This is a genomic window from Methylophilus sp. Leaf414, assembly GCF_001425425.1.
Classification (GTDB): domain Bacteria; phylum Pseudomonadota; class Gammaproteobacteria; order Burkholderiales; family Methylophilaceae; genus Methylophilus.
In genome coordinates this window covers 844,426-859,683 of sequence record NZ_LMQQ01000001.1, presented here as the reverse complement: position 1 = coordinate 859,683, position 15,258 = coordinate 844,426, and the positions used below count along the sequence as shown (strand labels likewise).

Annotated in this window: 14 protein-coding genes; 12 read left to right on the top strand and 2 right to left on the bottom strand. The window is 47.9% G+C overall.

Annotated features, from left to right (window positions below; translation table 11 throughout):
- Positions 1 to 8: 8 nt before the first annotated feature.
- The 7 genes from ASG24_RS04200 to ASG24_RS04170 all read left to right on the top strand — a co-directional run bounded on the left by ASG24_RS04200 (position 9) and on the right by ASG24_RS04170 (position 7,163).
- On the top strand, positions 9 to 740 hold the full coding sequence (locus tag ASG24_RS04200) for a hypothetical protein (RefSeq protein WP_055826675.1): 732 nt from the start codon (positions 9 to 11) through the stop codon (positions 738 to 740).
- Entirely contained in the window at positions 737 to 1,891 is a 1,155-nt protein-coding gene (locus tag ASG24_RS04195; RefSeq protein WP_055868183.1) for a M48 family metallopeptidase, read from the top strand. Before ASG24_RS04200 ends, ASG24_RS04195 begins: the two co-directional genes overlap by 4 nt.
- Positions 1,892 to 1,916: 25 nt before the next feature.
- Positions 1,917 to 2,486 carry a PsbP-related protein gene (locus tag ASG24_RS04190; protein ID WP_055868180.1) on the top strand — a complete coding sequence of 190 codons (570 nt, stop codon included), beginning with the start codon at positions 1,917 to 1,919 and terminating at the stop codon, positions 2,484 to 2,486.
- 12 nt (positions 2,487 to 2,498) lie between these two features.
- On the top strand, positions 2,499 to 3,401 hold the full coding sequence (locus ASG24_RS04185; RefSeq protein ID WP_055868177.1) for a bifunctional riboflavin kinase/FAD synthetase: 903 nt from the start codon (positions 2,499 to 2,501) through the stop codon (positions 3,399 to 3,401).
- A gap of 63 nt (positions 3,402 to 3,464) precedes the next feature.
- Positions 3,465 to 6,323 carry an isoleucine--tRNA ligase gene (gene ileS, locus ASG24_RS04180; RefSeq protein ID WP_055868174.1) on the top strand — a complete coding sequence of 953 codons (2,859 nt, stop codon included), beginning with the start codon at positions 3,465 to 3,467 and terminating at the stop codon, positions 6,321 to 6,323.
- 7 nt (positions 6,324 to 6,330) lie between these two features.
- A complete protein-coding gene (lspA, locus tag ASG24_RS04175) occupies positions 6,331 to 6,804 on the top strand; it encodes a signal peptidase II (RefSeq protein ID WP_055868465.1) in 474 nt (157 codons plus the stop codon).
- A 44-nt stretch (positions 6,805 to 6,848) separates the two neighbouring features.
- Positions 6,849 to 7,163, top strand: a complete 315-nt coding sequence (locus ASG24_RS04170) for a DUF1905 domain-containing protein (RefSeq protein ID WP_055868172.1) — start codon at positions 6,849 to 6,851, stop codon at positions 7,161 to 7,163.
- A 3-nt stretch (positions 7,164 to 7,166) separates the two neighbouring features.
- Here ASG24_RS04170 and ASG24_RS04165 read toward each other — a convergent pair whose 3' ends face one another.
- Positions 7,167 to 9,473: a bifunctional diguanylate cyclase/phosphodiesterase gene (locus ASG24_RS04165; protein ID WP_200936964.1), complete on the bottom strand. Its 2,307-nt coding sequence runs from the start codon at positions 9,471 to 9,473 to the stop codon at positions 7,167 to 7,169.
- A 46-nt stretch (positions 9,474 to 9,519) separates the two neighbouring features.
- Positions 9,520 to 10,410 carry a DUF808 domain-containing protein gene (locus tag ASG24_RS04160; RefSeq protein WP_055868169.1) on the bottom strand — a complete coding sequence of 297 codons (891 nt, stop codon included), beginning with the start codon at positions 10,408 to 10,410 and terminating at the stop codon, positions 9,520 to 9,522.
- 62 nt (positions 10,411 to 10,472) lie between these two features.
- Between ASG24_RS04160 and ASG24_RS04155 the strand changes: the two genes are divergently transcribed.
- The 5 genes from ASG24_RS04155 (at position 10,473) to ASG24_RS04135 (ending at position 15,251) form a co-directional block, all read left to right on the top strand.
- Positions 10,473 to 10,907 carry a DUF2946 domain-containing protein gene (locus tag ASG24_RS04155; protein ID WP_235562303.1) on the top strand — a complete coding sequence of 145 codons (435 nt, stop codon included), beginning with the start codon at positions 10,473 to 10,475 and terminating at the stop codon, positions 10,905 to 10,907.
- A 66-nt stretch (positions 10,908 to 10,973) separates the two neighbouring features.
- The gene (locus ASG24_RS04150) at positions 10,974 to 11,222 is read left to right on the top strand and encodes a helix-turn-helix transcriptional regulator (protein WP_055826655.1); all 249 of its coding nucleotides are present in this window, start codon (positions 10,974 to 10,976) and stop codon (positions 11,220 to 11,222) included.
- A gap of 71 nt (positions 11,223 to 11,293) precedes the next feature.
- On the top strand, positions 11,294 to 13,360 hold the full coding sequence (locus ASG24_RS04145; protein ID WP_055868166.1) for a TonB-dependent receptor: 2,067 nt from the start codon (positions 11,294 to 11,296) through the stop codon (positions 13,358 to 13,360).
- A gap of 53 nt (positions 13,361 to 13,413) precedes the next feature.
- Positions 13,414 to 14,781 (top strand): PepSY domain-containing protein, encoded by a 1,368-nt coding sequence (locus ASG24_RS04140; protein ID WP_055868162.1) that lies wholly within the window; start codon positions 13,414 to 13,416, stop codon positions 14,779 to 14,781.
- Positions 14,778 to 15,251 (top strand): copper chaperone PCu(A)C, encoded by a 474-nt coding sequence (locus tag ASG24_RS04135; protein ID WP_055868159.1) that lies wholly within the window; start codon positions 14,778 to 14,780, stop codon positions 15,249 to 15,251. Before ASG24_RS04140 ends, ASG24_RS04135 begins: the two co-directional genes overlap by 4 nt.
- Positions 15,252 to 15,258 lie beyond the last annotated feature (7 nt).

Sequence of the window (15,258 nt, the reverse complement as noted above, 5' to 3'; positions counted from 1 at the left end):
GGAACAATATGAACAAAAACCTGATTGCTTTTGTATTATTTTTTACCACTTCAGTAGCATGGTCAGCAGACACCAGTATTAAGAAAGCCCATCTGGACTTGGGTAGTTTGCCTAAGAAAATAGTACTTATTGAACCTGAAATTTTCGTCAAGGAACTATCTGTTGGTGGTGTGGCTGAAAAGGTGGATGAATGGTCAATCAAAGCCAAGAATAACGTGCGCTCGGCGCTTGCCGCTCAAATTGCTTCTAGACATTTGTTTGATAAGTTGGAGTTGCCAGAAAATTTATCTCCTGAAGAAATTGCCAGCCTGGATGAACATGTCGCTTTATACGATGTAGTCGGATTCAACGCATTTTATTACTCACGTGCAGAATTTGATGCCTGGAAACATAAACGCACAGAGTTTGACTATACATTAGGTTCCGGATTAAAAACGCTGGCGGAAAGATCAGGAGCAGATGCTGCCTTGTTTATTGTTGGTGAAGATTATATTTCAACCGGTGGCCGCAAGGCGGCACGTGTATTCGCTGCCATGTTTGGTGTGGTTCTTCCTCCTAGTCCAACGTTTTTATCAGCAGCTCTGGTGGATTTAAGGTCAGGGGATATTCTATGGATGAATTATGGCTTCGCCATGGATAGTAAGGACCTTAGGATAGCCGAAGACGTCAATAAAATGATGAATGAAATGTTCTTAAATTACCCCGGCCGCGTAAGTCTTGAAAACCAGGCCGGATTATGAGAACAATCAGAAAAACATTGAGTGCACTGCTGACTGGCATCTTGTTGATGCAGCAAGTTGCATGGGCTGAATCGCGTTTGCCCTATTCTGATGCGAGTTCATTGCAGAAGCTGGAATCAGATGAACAACGTCTGTGGTCTGCCAGTACTGATTTTGAAAAGGCCATCCGCAAAGGCGGACAGATTTATGCCTCACCTGAACTTGAGACTTATCTACAAGGAATTATGGATAAACTTTATCCGGAATTCGCGGGGCTTATCAAAGTGCATGTAGTCAACTCTCCAGTATTAAATGCATTCGCTATCCCTAATGGACATATTTACATGCATACCGGCCTGCTCGCCCGTTTTGACAATGAGGCACAGTTGGCAACCGTACTTGCACATGAAGGCGCGCATTTTGTTTATAGACATGGTTACTTCAACCAACAGTCCATAAAGGGATCTTCTGCATTTGCTACGATTACTGCCGTCATCGGCATTCCTATCGTTGGATTGATAGGTAATATCCTTGCAACTTCCTCAATTTATGGATATTCCCGTGAACTTGAAGCTGAGGCCGATAATATGGGTTTCAAGCGTCTTGTTCAAGCGGGCTATGATCCCCATGAAGCGCATAAAGTCTTTGAACATCTAGCTAGGGAGGTGAAGTTATCAGAGGCGCAGGAAGGCTTTTTTTATTCCACCCATCCAAAACTTAAAGATCGGGTAGACAACTTTACCAAGCTGGCGGCGCAAGAGTCGAACACGGGGGTTATGAATGAAGCGGAATATGCTGCCAAAGTGAATCGGTTGCGTATTGAAGTACTAGAGCAGGAATTCAGTTTTGGCCGTTATAAGCATGTCATTGCATTGCTGTCTGATGAAAACGTACTGAAACGATACCCGCCCACAGTACATTACTATCTGGGGGAAGCGCACCGAAAACGTAACGAAAAAGATGACATTGACATCGCGTTGCGTGAATTTGACCGGGCAATAGAGCTCAATTCTGATTTTGCACCGGTATATCGTTCAAGGGGTTTGCTGTTAATGAGTCAGAGTAAGAGAGAGCAGGCAGCCAGCGAATTCAAGCGTTATTTAGAGCTGGTACCAGAGGCCAGTGATAAGAGTTATGTAAATAGTTACCTTGAAACCCTTGCTAAACAATAATTTGAAAACTAAAAAAAGGCAAATCATGCATTTCTATAAAAAAATTATAATCTTCAGTTTAATTACATTACTCACTTCATGTGGCGGACCATTCACACGACTGACAAAAGCGGAGTATGTTGATACCAATAAAAACTTTAAAGTGAGTTTGCCGGTAGGGTGGGTGCAGATCAACGGATATCAAAGCGAAAATGCGCTATGGATATCAAAAGATGGTTACAGTTTGCAATCAATCCGGATTGAGGCATTGAAGCCAGATAAAGCGTTCTCCCGCATTAAGAAACCAGCAGCAGCCAATATGCCTATTTCGGATCTTGCAGAATTGGAGTTGGCTGAAATTAAGGCTAAGAGCAGCAATGCCGCCAGTATCAAAGTGCTTGAAAACACTTTGGAAAATGTTTCTGACCAAAAAGCCTTTCGTTTGCATATTCAATATTTAAATGAAAAAGGATTGAGGTTCGAGCAGGTCACTTATGGCTTGGTTAGCGCCCAAAATTATTACAGAATTAGCTATCAGGCTCCTTCAATTCATTATTTTGAACGTGATAAACAGACTTTTAATCAAACAGTAACCAGCTTCAAGATCACGGGTTAATTTAAGTATTCAGTGAAAATATACAGACACATCCCTGATAGCTCTTTACCTCAGACGATTGCGATCGGTAACTTTGATGGGATGCACCTTGGGCATCAGGCGTTATTACGCCAATTAGTTGCCTTTGCTCAAACCTACCGGATTGTTCCGGCAGTGATGACGTTTGAACCTCATCCACGCGAATTTTTTGTGCCGCAAAATGCGCCTGCACGGCTGGCCTCCATGCGGGAAAAACTGGAGTATTTAGCTGAATTTGGTGTGCAGCGTGTCTATGTGCAACGCTTTAGCCATGCTTTTGCTGCCCAGACCCCTGCCACGTTTATGCATACATTGCAGCACCAGCTTAATGCCAATGTGGTCATGGTGGGTGAAGATTTTTGTTTTGGTGCCAAACGGGCAGGCACTGTACAAACCTTGATTGAACATGGGTTCAACGTTATTCCCTTGCCGGAAGTGCAATTTGACGGTGAACGGGTGTCCAGCACCCTGGTGCGTAACGCACTGGCAGCAGGCGATTTTGCAAAAGCACATACTTTGCTAGGGCGCACTTACAGCATCAGCGGCAAGGTGGTGCATGGAGCAAAATTAGGCAGGCAGCTTGGCTTCCCCACGGCTAACGTGCATATGCGCCACGAACGGCCTGCACTCACCGGGGTTTATGCGGTAAAATTGAACAATTTACCGGCAGTTGCCAATCTGGGCGTGCGACCCACCATTGAAGGTATCCCTAAACTCAAATTGGAAGTGCATGTATTTGATTTTAATGGTGATTTATATGATCAGCATGTGCATGTGGAGTTTTTGCACAAATTGCGTGATGAGATGAAATTTGCCGGTTTGGACGCACTGACAGCACAGATTGCAGCCGACGTTGTGCATGCTAAACAATACCTCCAGTCCGGTGCCGTTAAATAGTTAAAAGAAATAGTGTGTCATGCCTTATGAAAATGCAGGGCATGCAATGTTGAGATTTTTTAAATGACTGACCAAAATAAAGACTCTAAATACAAACTGAATTTACCTGAGACCAGTTTCCCCATGCGTGGCGATTTAGCCAAGCGTGAACCGGCCTGGCTAGCTGGCTGGCAGCAGCGCAAAGTGTATGAGCGCATTCGCACCAAACGCCAGGGCGCTAAAAAATTCATTTTGCATGATGGTCCGCCGTATGCCAACGGTGACATTCATATCGGTCACGCAGTGAATAAAATCCTCAAAGACATCATCATCAAAGCCAAAACCATGAGTGGTTTTGATGCACCCTATGTGCCAGGCTGGGATTGCCACGGCCTGCCAATTGAACTGGTAGTTGAAAAAGCCCACGGCAAAAATATAGATCCGGCCAAATTCCGTGAATTATGTCGTGCCTATGCTGCTGAGCAGGTTGAAAAGCAGAAGAAAGACTTTATCCGCCTGGGCGTATTTGGTGATTGGGATCATCCCTACCTGACCATGGCTTTCGATACCGAAGCTGACATCATGCGTGCGTTGGGCGATATCTACAAAAACGGTTACCTGTATCAAGGTAGCAAGCCTGTGCATTGGTGCGTGGACTGTGGTTCGGCCCTGGCTGAAGCCGAAGTTGAATACGAGGATGTGAACTCACCAGCGATCGATGTCGGTTTTAAAGTCGCAGATAACGCGGCGCTGGGTAAAGCGTTTGGGGTTAATGTAACAGGTGATGTTTATGTGGTGATCTGGACCACGACGCCATGGACACTGCCTGCTAACCAGGCGGTGAGCGTAAATGCCGAGCTGGATTATGACCTGATTCAAACCAGCAAAGGCTTGTTGATCCTTGCACGCGAGCTGGCTGAAAAAACGCTGGCACGGTATACCGAAGAAAATACTGCTGTGCTTGCCAGCGCAAAAGGCGAAGCCTTGCGTGGATTAATATTGCAACATCCATTCGATAACCGTCAGGTGCCTGTGATCACAGGCGACCATGTCACGACCGAAGCAGGTACCGGCCTGGTACATACAGCTGCAGCACACGGTAACGATGACTGGCTGGTGATGCGTGCCAATTTCCCGAATGAGAAACCGCGCGTGCTCATCGGTGGAGATGGCAAGTTTTTTAACAGTGAACTGGTCGAGTTTGCTGAAATCCGTGGCTTGAGCCGTCAGGAAGCAAACAAGATTATTCTGGCAAAGCTACAAGAAAACGGTGTTCTGTTTGCCTCTGCACGCCTGAACCATAGCTTTCCGCATTGCTGGCGCCATAAAACGCCATTGATGCAATTAGCGACACATCAATGGTTTATCGGCATGAACTCTGTTGGTACAGATGGTAAACCTTTGCGTGAGCAGGCCAATACCGCTGTGGATGCTACCGAGTTTTTCCCTAGCTGGGGCCGTGCTCGTTTGGAAGCGATGATTAAGAATCGTCCGGATTGGTGCGTGTCGCGTCAGCGTAACTGGGGCGTGCCTATGCCTTTCTTTGTGCATAAAGAAACCGGCGCACCGCACCCTGACACATTGAATTTGCTGGAGACTGTTTGCAAACAGGTTGAACAACAAGGTGTGGAAGCCTGGTTTAGCCTGGACGGTGCTGCTTTCCTCAATCAGCATGCGCCGGAAAATGCCGAGCAATACAAAAAAGTCACCGACACCCTGGATGTCTGGTTTGACTCCGGCGCTACGCATTACGCAGTTATCCGTTCTTCACAACATCCGTCATTGGCGGTTGAAGCACAAGCGCGAGTAGCAGCAGGCAAACCAGTGGCAGATTTATACCTGGAAGGCTCTGACCAGCATAGGGGCTGGTTTCAGTCCAGTTTGTTGACCGGTTGTGCGATTGACGGCCATGCACCTTATAACGCCTTGCTGACACACGGTTTTGTGGTGGATGGTGCCGGTCATAAAATGAGCAAATCCAAAGGCAATGTGGTCGCACCGCAAAAAGTAATGGACACTTACGGCGCGGATATCCTGCGCTTATGGGTAGCTTCGACTGATTATTCCGGTGAATTGACCATCAGTGATGAAATCCTGAAACGTGTCGCTGACGGTTATCGCCGTATCCGCAATACCTTGCGCTTCCTGCTTTCTAACCTGGCGGACTTTGATGCCAGCAAGGATTTATTGCCGGTGGAGCAGTGGCTGGAAATCGATCGTTACGCCTTACATCTGACCCAGCAATTGCAGGCAGATATCCTTGCGGATTATGATAAATACGAATTCCACCTGGCGGTACAAAAGTTCGTTGGTTTCTGCTCTGAGGATCTGGGTGGTTTCTACCTGGATATCCTGAAAGACCGTCTATATACCAGTGGTGAAACTTCACGTGCACGCCGTGCCGCGCAGAGTGCGCTGTATCACATCACTCACGCTTTGATGCGTTTGATGACTCCTATCCTGAGCTTTACTGCGGATGAAATCTGGCAGACGTTGAGACTGGATGAAGTAGCGACCGTGTTTGAAGAAGAGTGGTATAGCTTGCCTGCGCATGGCTTGAGCGATACGCAATTACAACACTGGCAGATCATGATTGATTTGCGCAGCCAGGCTGCCAAAGAAATCGAACTGTTGCGTGGTGAAGGAAAGGTCGGTTCTTCGCTGCAAGCAGAATTGGAATTCCATGTGGCGGGTAAGGCATTCGACGCACTGAAAAGCCTGCAGGATGACTTGCGGTTTGTCACCATCACTTCTGCAGCGACGACTTATCAAGTGGCGGATGCGGCGGCGCAGAAAATCCTGGTTAAACCAAGCGTATATCAGAAATGCGACCGTTGCTGGCATTACCGTGCCGATGTAGGCAGCGATGCCGCGCACCCAAGCATTTGTGGCCGTTGCGTCAGCAACCTGTTTGGTAGTGGTGAAGCACGCAAGTATGCTTAATGTCTCTATGCGCAATATAAGGTCGGCAATGCCGTGGTTTGTGTTGAGCGCAATTGTGATTGTGCTCGACCTCTATACCAAGCACCTGATCCAGCAGGCATTTGTGTATGGCGAACATGTGCCAGTAACTGGTTTTTTTGATCTGGTACGCTATCACAATACCGGCGCGGCATTCAGCTTTCTCGCGAATGCCGGTGGCTGGCAGCATGGATTTTTCACCGCGGTGTCTACGCTGGCATCTGTAGTCATGGTCTATTTGCTGGTCAAGTATCCACAGAAAACATTGTTCTGCTTCGGTATCGCACTGGTGTTAGGCGGTGCACTTGGTAATTTGTATGACCGCCTGACCTTGGGCTATGTGGTTGATTTTCTGCTGTTTTATTATGAACAATGGGCATGGCCAGCGTTTAATGTGGCTGATAGTGCCATTTGCGTGGGCGTAGCTTCGTTGGTACTGGATAGTTTTAAGAATCCTGGCTAGTAGCCACATAGTTTTGGCCTACCAGCTGATGAAAGTGCGTGTGTATGGAAGGTTTGAATTACACTTTTACTGATATCATCAAAGTCTGGCAGGGCAGTAAAAGCATTTGGCATTACATCAGTTTGCCTGAACAGATGTCTGACGAAATACACACACTAAGCCAATATCATCAAACCAAGCGTAGAGGTTGGGGCGCAGTCAAAGTCGAAGTCACTGTGCAGGATCAACAATGGCAGACCTCCATTTTTCCGGTATTTGAAGGTGGCCGTTATGCGCTGTTTTTAAAAGCGGATGTTCGTAAAAAGCTCGGTGTAACTGTTGAAAGTGAAATCACCGTCACGTTGAAAGTGACATTTTAAGCATTAAGCCGGCTGTTGATCTGTCCTGTCAGATTTCAGGAGTGCCTGAATATCTTGAATGGGCATAGGCTTTCCAAGTAAAAAACCTTGAATACAATCGCAGCCGATCTCCTCTAAAAAGTCGAGTTGCGCCTGGGTTTCTATTCCTTCTACTACGACTGAAATCCCTAAAATGCCTGCCGTTTTAACGATGGTGCTAACAATTTCACTATCCGAACTGCTATCCGGTACATCAACCATAAAAGCACGGTCAATCTTGAGTTCGTCAATTGGCAAGTGTTTCAGTTTAAACAGCGAAGAATTACCCACGCCAAAATCGTCCAGTGACACACGCACGCCCATCGCTTTTAGCTGATTGAGCATTTCGAGTGCCTGTTCTTCATGCTCAAATACTGCGCTTTCGGTGATCTCCAGCGTGATACGTCCAGGGGCAATGGCATATTGTTTTAAGTGCTGTGCCACTCGGGAAGGCAAGTGATGGTCGCGGAATTGGCGCGGGGAGATATTAATGGATAGCCCCGGCGCTTGATCATGTGCATACGTAAGTAAAGATAAATGGCGGATGGCCTCAGCGATGACCCATTCACCAATCGGCAGGATCAGCCCGGACTGTTCGGCATATGGAATAAATTCGATCGGCGAGATAATCTCGCCTTTGCTGTTTTTCCAGCGGATAAGTGCTTCTATATTGGCGACTTGAGGTTGATTTTGTTTATTTAGTTTGAATATCGGCTGGAAAACCAGAAAGAACTCCTGCTTTTTAATCGCTTTGCGCAATTGCACATCCAGCTTAAACCGGTTTTGTGCCTGCTTGGTTTGTTCTTTACAATAAAACAAAAATGACTGTTCAGTAGAGCATTTGGCATGGGCCAACGCTGTATTCGCACTACGTGCCAGCTGGTCTGCATTCTCTGCATCGCGCGGGTAGACGCTGATACCAATGCAGGCATCAAGTATCAATTCATGATCTTCAATCATCACAGGTTTATGGACGATTTTGCATAGATTATTGGCCAGCCTTAACAACTCGGCGTCTGATTTATGCTGGGTGATAATCAAGGCAAATTTATCGCCATGCACACGGCCTAACTCGCCACTTTCATTCGCGATGTATTGCAAACGTTGGGATATCTCGATCAAGAATAGATCGCCTGCGCGATGGCCAAAGCTGTCGTTAATGCTTTGAAAATGCCTTAAATCAATCATCATTAATGACACCATCCCGCTCTCGCTGGCGGCATTAATAATATTATGTTCAAGCAGGCTCAACATAGTGATGCGGTTAGGTAACTGTGTCAGCGCGTCCAGCCGCGACAGTTGCTGATATTCCAGTTCTTTTTCAGCCAGCTTTTTCTCGGCGCGTAATAGCCGCTCACTTTCATTTAACAATATGCTTTGCCTGAGCGCCGAAAAAATAAGGATAGAAACAACTGAGCCGATGGCAATGTGATACGCATATGGGTGTGGGCCACTTTGCCACCAGATCTGTATCAATGTGCAAATGCTGAAGATAAAAGCGATCACCGGAATCCAGCCGCGTAGCCGCCTGCATTGACGATGATAGTTTGTTTGTTTGGCGATGCGTACCTGCCAGCCATAGAGGCCGCTGCCTATCAGTAAATCAGCCACTGAGAAGCCGTAATTAATATACAGGCTGGTTTGCGGGAGGTGATTTAGCGCATTCAAATTCCATTGCATCCAGCATATTCCTAACAGTGCCAGCCCTGCGCTAAGCAATAGCCAGGGCAGCATACACACCGGTCTCAGGTAGGGAATTAACAGCAACGAAACCAAGGATGCACTGAGCATGCTGACGGGGTAGGCGGTGAGTACGGCAAGTTGAAACAGGCTGATTCCTGCGGATTTTGGTAAGTAGGAAATCAGCACATAGCCCAGGATGGCGATGCTGAATGCCGTTGCATCTACAGTAAATGCCCAGGCTTTTGAGTGGGAGAGCTGAGTGCGTAACGCGATGATGAAGCCGACGATAATACAGGGGCCCATCAATGGGTAAAAGATATCGGACTGGGCAGGGAATTGCGATTGCTGCGAGAGGACTTCAAAGATCCACATTAAGCCACCCGTAAAGTAGAACAGGGTGCCAATCACAAACCAGCCTTTGCAGGGGCGATGGGTAGTATTCGCGCGCAGATATCCCAGCATGGCCAATATCAGGCAGGCTGCATTGGTGGTGAACCAGTGAATATTATCCAGCCACAGTGACATTTCTGGGGTGGCATGAATGGTTGCTAGCAGGCAGATAATGGTTATGGATAAAGCAACACCAATAACTTTACGAGAAAGTGTCATGCAGCCCCCCTTGTTAAGTCAATTCTAACAAGGGCTTAGAAAAAAACTAGTCTTTATTGATAAATAACTTCACGATACTAATCAGCACAAAACATAATGCGCCAGTGAGTATGCCAACGCCTGCATTGACGAGTAAAGACCACGGTAGCGCAAGTTCAGTCAAACCGTGTAACTGAGGGATACCATGCGCAATAATGCCACCACCCACCAGGAACATGGCGGCGGTCCCCAGCACACTCAGCAAACGCATCAGGTAAGGCACTATGCGCACCATGCCCCAGCCAAGTTTACGTATCGATTGCGAGGTAACATTTTGTCCCTGGCGCTGCATTAACCACAAGCCGATATCATCCATTTTGACGATAAACGCCACCAGGCCGTAAACACCAATTGTCATCAGGACGGCAATGATCGAAAGCACCACAATGCGCTGGGTCAATGCGGCTTCAGCCACCACCCCCAAAGAGATTACGATAATCTCGGCCGACAAAATAAAGTCAGTGCGCACCGCACCTTTAATTTTTTCTTTTTCCAGCGCAACCAGATCAGTGTCAGGGTTTTGCACAGATACATGCACTTTTTCGTGTGTGTCGCCTTTTTTTTCATGCAATTTATGCCAGATTTTTTCAAAGCCTTCGTAACATAAAAATGCACCACCCAGCATCAGTAACGGAGTAATCAGCCACGGAATAAAAGCGCTGATCAGCAGGGCCGCAGGTACCAATACCAGTTTATTCAGGAAAGACCCGCGCGCTACTGCCCACACCACTGGTAATTCACGTTTTGCCGATATTCCGGTTACCTGTTGTGCATTCAATGCCAGGTCATCGCCTAATACGCCAGCCGTTTTTTTGGCGGCTACTTGGCTCATGACGGAAACGTCATCCAGCATGGTGGTGATGTCGTCTAATAAGGCAAGCAGGCTTGGGGTGGCCATGAAAATATCCTGAAACAATGAAAGAGTTGTTTATTCTAAAGGATTGCCGTTAGAATGACGCCATGGTGACGGTCAAATTTCAAAAATGGATGGCGCGCATGGCATTGATGGCAATCATGCTGGCTTCGCTTATCCCGACTTTGAGCCTGGCTTTCCCCATGCAAAACGGTGGCACGTTTATGCAACAAATCTGTTCTACCCAAGGCAGTAAACTGTTGGTGCAGGTGATTACCACGCAAGGCAAGCAATTATCCACGCTGATAGACTTTAAGCCTTCGCAAAAGCCAGTGTCACTGAGCCACCATCTTAATCATTGCCCGTTTTGCCATATGGCGCTGGATGAAATAACTTTGCCTGCGCATAGCCCAGCTTACATTCTGTTTCAGCAAGCTCAGGCTGAGATCGCCCTTAGCGAATATCAGCCACCTGTTGTTTCCAGTTTTTACCCTACTGCGCATCCCTCACGCGCACCGCCACTGACTCCACACTCAATCTAAGCCCGTCCACATGGTGGCCGGATTCTGAGTAATGCCTGCTTCGCAGGCATGGATGGAGTCATCTCAATGATCGTTATCAACCTACAGGCAATGATTTTTGCCAAACAGGTGGAGTGGAAACGCCACATCACCCTTAAAGAAATCGCCGAATCCACGGCTATCAGCCGCATGACCTTGCATCGCATGGTCAAAAATCCTGCTTACAACGCTTGTACCGAGCACCTGGACAAGCTGTGTGCCTATTTCACTTGCGATATTTCGGCATTGATCAGCTGGCAGCCCGACTCGGCCGCCAGGCAAGTATTTGCTGCCTGAATAACTCACTCTGCTGATTAAGAGTTAGTCAGCAGAGTGAATGCCTATTAAAAATAAAGAAAGAATTCGCAATGAAATATACCAACATCGGGCTGGCGATTTTGTCAGCCTTACCTTATCTCGCACATGCTGAGCATGAGGGAACACAACATCTGGATACCGTGCATGTGGTTTCAGAAAAACAGAAAACATCACTGACGCAGCCGGACATTGAGGCGGCCAAAAAAGAGCTGGCGAAAACAGCAGGCGGTACCACCTTAGTGGATATGGTGACCGTACGTGAAGGGCGCACCAGTAATATGCAGGATACGCTGGGCATGGCGACCGGCGTGCTCGCACAGTCACGTTTTGGCGCTGAAGAAACACGATTATCGATTCGCGGCTCCGGCCTGCAGCGCACATTTCACGGGCGTGGTTTGAAATTAATGCAAGATGGCATCGCCATTAACCTGGCTGACGGCGGCTTTGACTTTCCTGCCATCGACCCGATGGCGACGGATTATATTGAAGTCTATCGTGGCGCCAATGCCCTGCAATATGGTTCAAGCAATCTGGGTGGCAGCATCAATTTTATTTCCCGCACCGGCTACACGGCATCTCCGCTGGAAATACGCACTGAAGGCGGTAGTTATGGCTATGCCCGCCTGGGCATCAGCACCGGCGGTGTCAAAGATGACATAGATTATTTCGTCACTGCCAGTAAATACCACACCGATAGCTTCCGTGATAATGCGCAGCAAAGTGCTGATCGCCTGACCGGTAATGTGGGCATCAAAATAAATGAGCAGGTTGAAACCCGCTTTTACTTTGGTTATGTCAACAACGATTCGCAGCTTTCCAGTAGCCTGACCAAATCGCAATTGAAAGATGACCCCAGGCAGGCAACTGTGACTCCCGGGCAAGGGATTAATCAACGGGATATTAACGTGAGCAGGCTGGCGAATAAAACAACCATCCTGTTTGACCAGAGCAAACTGGAACTAGGCGCGTTTTACTCGCATAAAAGCTTATATCACCCGATAGGCAATTTTGGCGATACTACCGGCGTGATTGACCAGTTATCCAACGATGTGGGCCTGACGGCAAGATGGTCGCACATGGGAGAGTTGTTCGGACTTAAAAATGAATTCATTGCCGGACTTTCTCCGACTCGAGGACGTACCGATGCAAAAAACTTCGTGAATGTGAATGCCAAGCGTGGTGCGTTACTGAATAATTTTGACCAGAAAGCTTCCAACTTTGAAGCCTATCTCGAATACAGGTTAAGCCTGGACGAACAATGGACAGTGATTGCCGGTGTGCAATATGCCAAATCCAAACGCGATTCACAGGATCAGCTGATCACCGCCAGCGGTAACCAGAGCGTGGATAAAACTTATAGCCAGACCAGCCCGAAACTGGGTGTGCTATATCAATTGCAACCGCAAGTACAACTATTTGCCAATGCATCGCGCAGTTTTGAGCCGCCAAGTTTTGGTGAGTTAAATAGCCTGGTCGTCAGCAGCTTAAATGCGCAGAAAGGCACTACGTTTGAAATTGGCTCACGTGGTAATAGTGAGTTTATTGATTGGGATATCGCGCTTTATCAAGCGCGCTTGCAAGATGAGCTGCTTCAGGTGGGGGCCGTAGGTTCACCTTTCGCTAACCAGACCATCAATGCCGGGAAAACCATCCATCGTGGCCTGGAGTTTGGACTGACGGGGAGACTTCCTTACAGCCTGCAATGGCGTTCCAGTCTGTTAATCAATGATTTCAAGCTCGATGGTGATCCAACATTCGGTAATAACCGCCTGCCCGGGATTCAACGGTCTTTGTTGCGGGCCGAGCTGTTGTACCGGGGCAGCGACTTTCTCGAAAACTTCTATATCGGCCCAACCATTGAGTGGTCACCACAACGCTACAATGTTGACTTTGCTGAGACGCTATATGCAGATAGCTATTTCCTGTGGGGAATCAAAGCCGGACAGAAAATCAGTCAGCATTGGTCATGGTTTGTGGAGGGACGTAACCTAGCTGACCAGAAATATGCTGCGACGACTGGTGTCATCGCCGATGCAAGACGCGCCTTCACAAGTCCTGCCCAATTTTTTCCTGGCGATGGCCGCACGGCTTACCTTGGTGTGACCTGGACTTACTAATAAATAGCCCGGTAAATAATACCGGGCTTAATAAATAACAATCGGTGCTACAGATGCAATCAGTCAATACAAAGGTGATCCCCCCAGCAAAAGCCGGTTCTGCACTCTATGCACGTGTGTGGCGCTGGCATTTTTTTGCCGGATTATTATGTTTACCAATCTTGCTTAACCTCGCGATCACCGGAAGTCTATATCTTTTTAAAAATGAGATTAATGATTGGATTTATCACAATGAGCGCTTCGTTTCTCCCTCCTCGCAAGCGGCGATCTCCCTGCAGCGACTGACGCAACAGGTGTTACTCGAGTATCCCGGCGAAGTGAAACTGGTGCAAACGCCAGCAACCATTGATCGCAGTATGGGCATACTCATCAAACAGCCACATGGTGAAACCGTGCAGGTGCTGGTGAATCCTTTTACCGGTCAAATCCTGGGTGCACATGCCGAGAGCCAGCAATGGGAGCTGATCGTCAAAAAGCTGCATTCTCTGACCTTAGTCGGTACTTGGGCAAACTGGCTGGTGGAGGTTGTGGCGGGCTGGACGATGGTGCTGGTCATCACCGGCCTGTATCTTTGGTGGCCGCGTGGTAAAAGTGCGAACATTGTGCGTGTGCGTGAAACGCCTGAAAAGCGGGTGTGGTGGCGCGATGTGCATGCGCTCACTGGCCTGATAGGCGGTGGCATTATTCTGTTCCTTGCATTGACGGGGATGCCATGGTCTGCGTTCTGGGGGCAACAGCTGGGGAAAATCAGCACTGCCTATGGCTGGGGTTTCCCCACCTATCTCTGGGCTGCGGTTCCGCAATCCAATATACCACTCGAGTCACAAGGTGATGTGCCGTGGACGCTGGAGAAAACCACTTTGCCGACTTCAAGTGATGACCCATCGAATGGCGCTATTGTATCTATCGGATTGGATGCCGCGCGGCATGTGTTTGAGTCCGCCAGCTTGAAACCGGGATATTCTATTCGCCTCCCCATGGGGCCTGGCGGCGTATATACCGCCTTGCAGTTTCCCGCCGATGCGACGCAGGAGAGGGTGATTCATATTGACCAGTATTCAGGAAAGACGCTCATCGATACCGATTATGCAGAATATGGACCTGTCGCCAAAGTGACTGAATGGGGAACCTCTGTGCACCAAGGCAAGCAATATGGCTTGATCAGCCAGTTGATCATGCTGGCGGGTTGTATTGCCTTGTTTCTGCTAACCATTTCCTCAGTAACGATGTGGTGGAAGCGCCGCCCGGCCGGCAAACGCGTGGCAGCACCACCCAAGCGGCAAGATGGAAAAATAACGCGTAATGTCGCCATCATTACCGTGGCGCTGGGTGTTATATTTCCGTTGCTTGGTGTTTCCATATTATGTGCACTCATTTTCGACACCCTCTGGCAGTTTGTGATTACAAAGGAGCAGCAATGAAGTCTTATGTAAAAAAAATAGTGGTGGCTATCAGCATGTCCTGTTTCACCATCGCAGCCCATGCAGAACTGAAGGTAGCGAATGCATGGGTAAAACCGACTGTGTCGGGGCAGCCAGTGGGCGCTGCCTATATGCAATTAACCTCTGATAAAAATGTTGAGATTATAGCGTTATCCTCACCAGTTGCAGGTAAAACTGAGCTGCATTCAATGTCGATGACGGGCAATATCATGAGGATGAAAAGAGTCGACCGGTTACAGCTCAAAGCCGGAAAGCTGGTGGAGTTAAAGCCAGGCGGGTTTCATATTATGCTGATGGAATTGAAACACCAGATCAAAGAAGGTGAAACAGTGCCTATCAGTTTTGTGACGCAGGATGAAGCCGGAAACAAGGCTACCGTATCAATCAAAGCCATTGCAACTGCGCCTCCAGAATCTGACTCAGATTCTCATATGCATATGCATCATTGATTCCTGT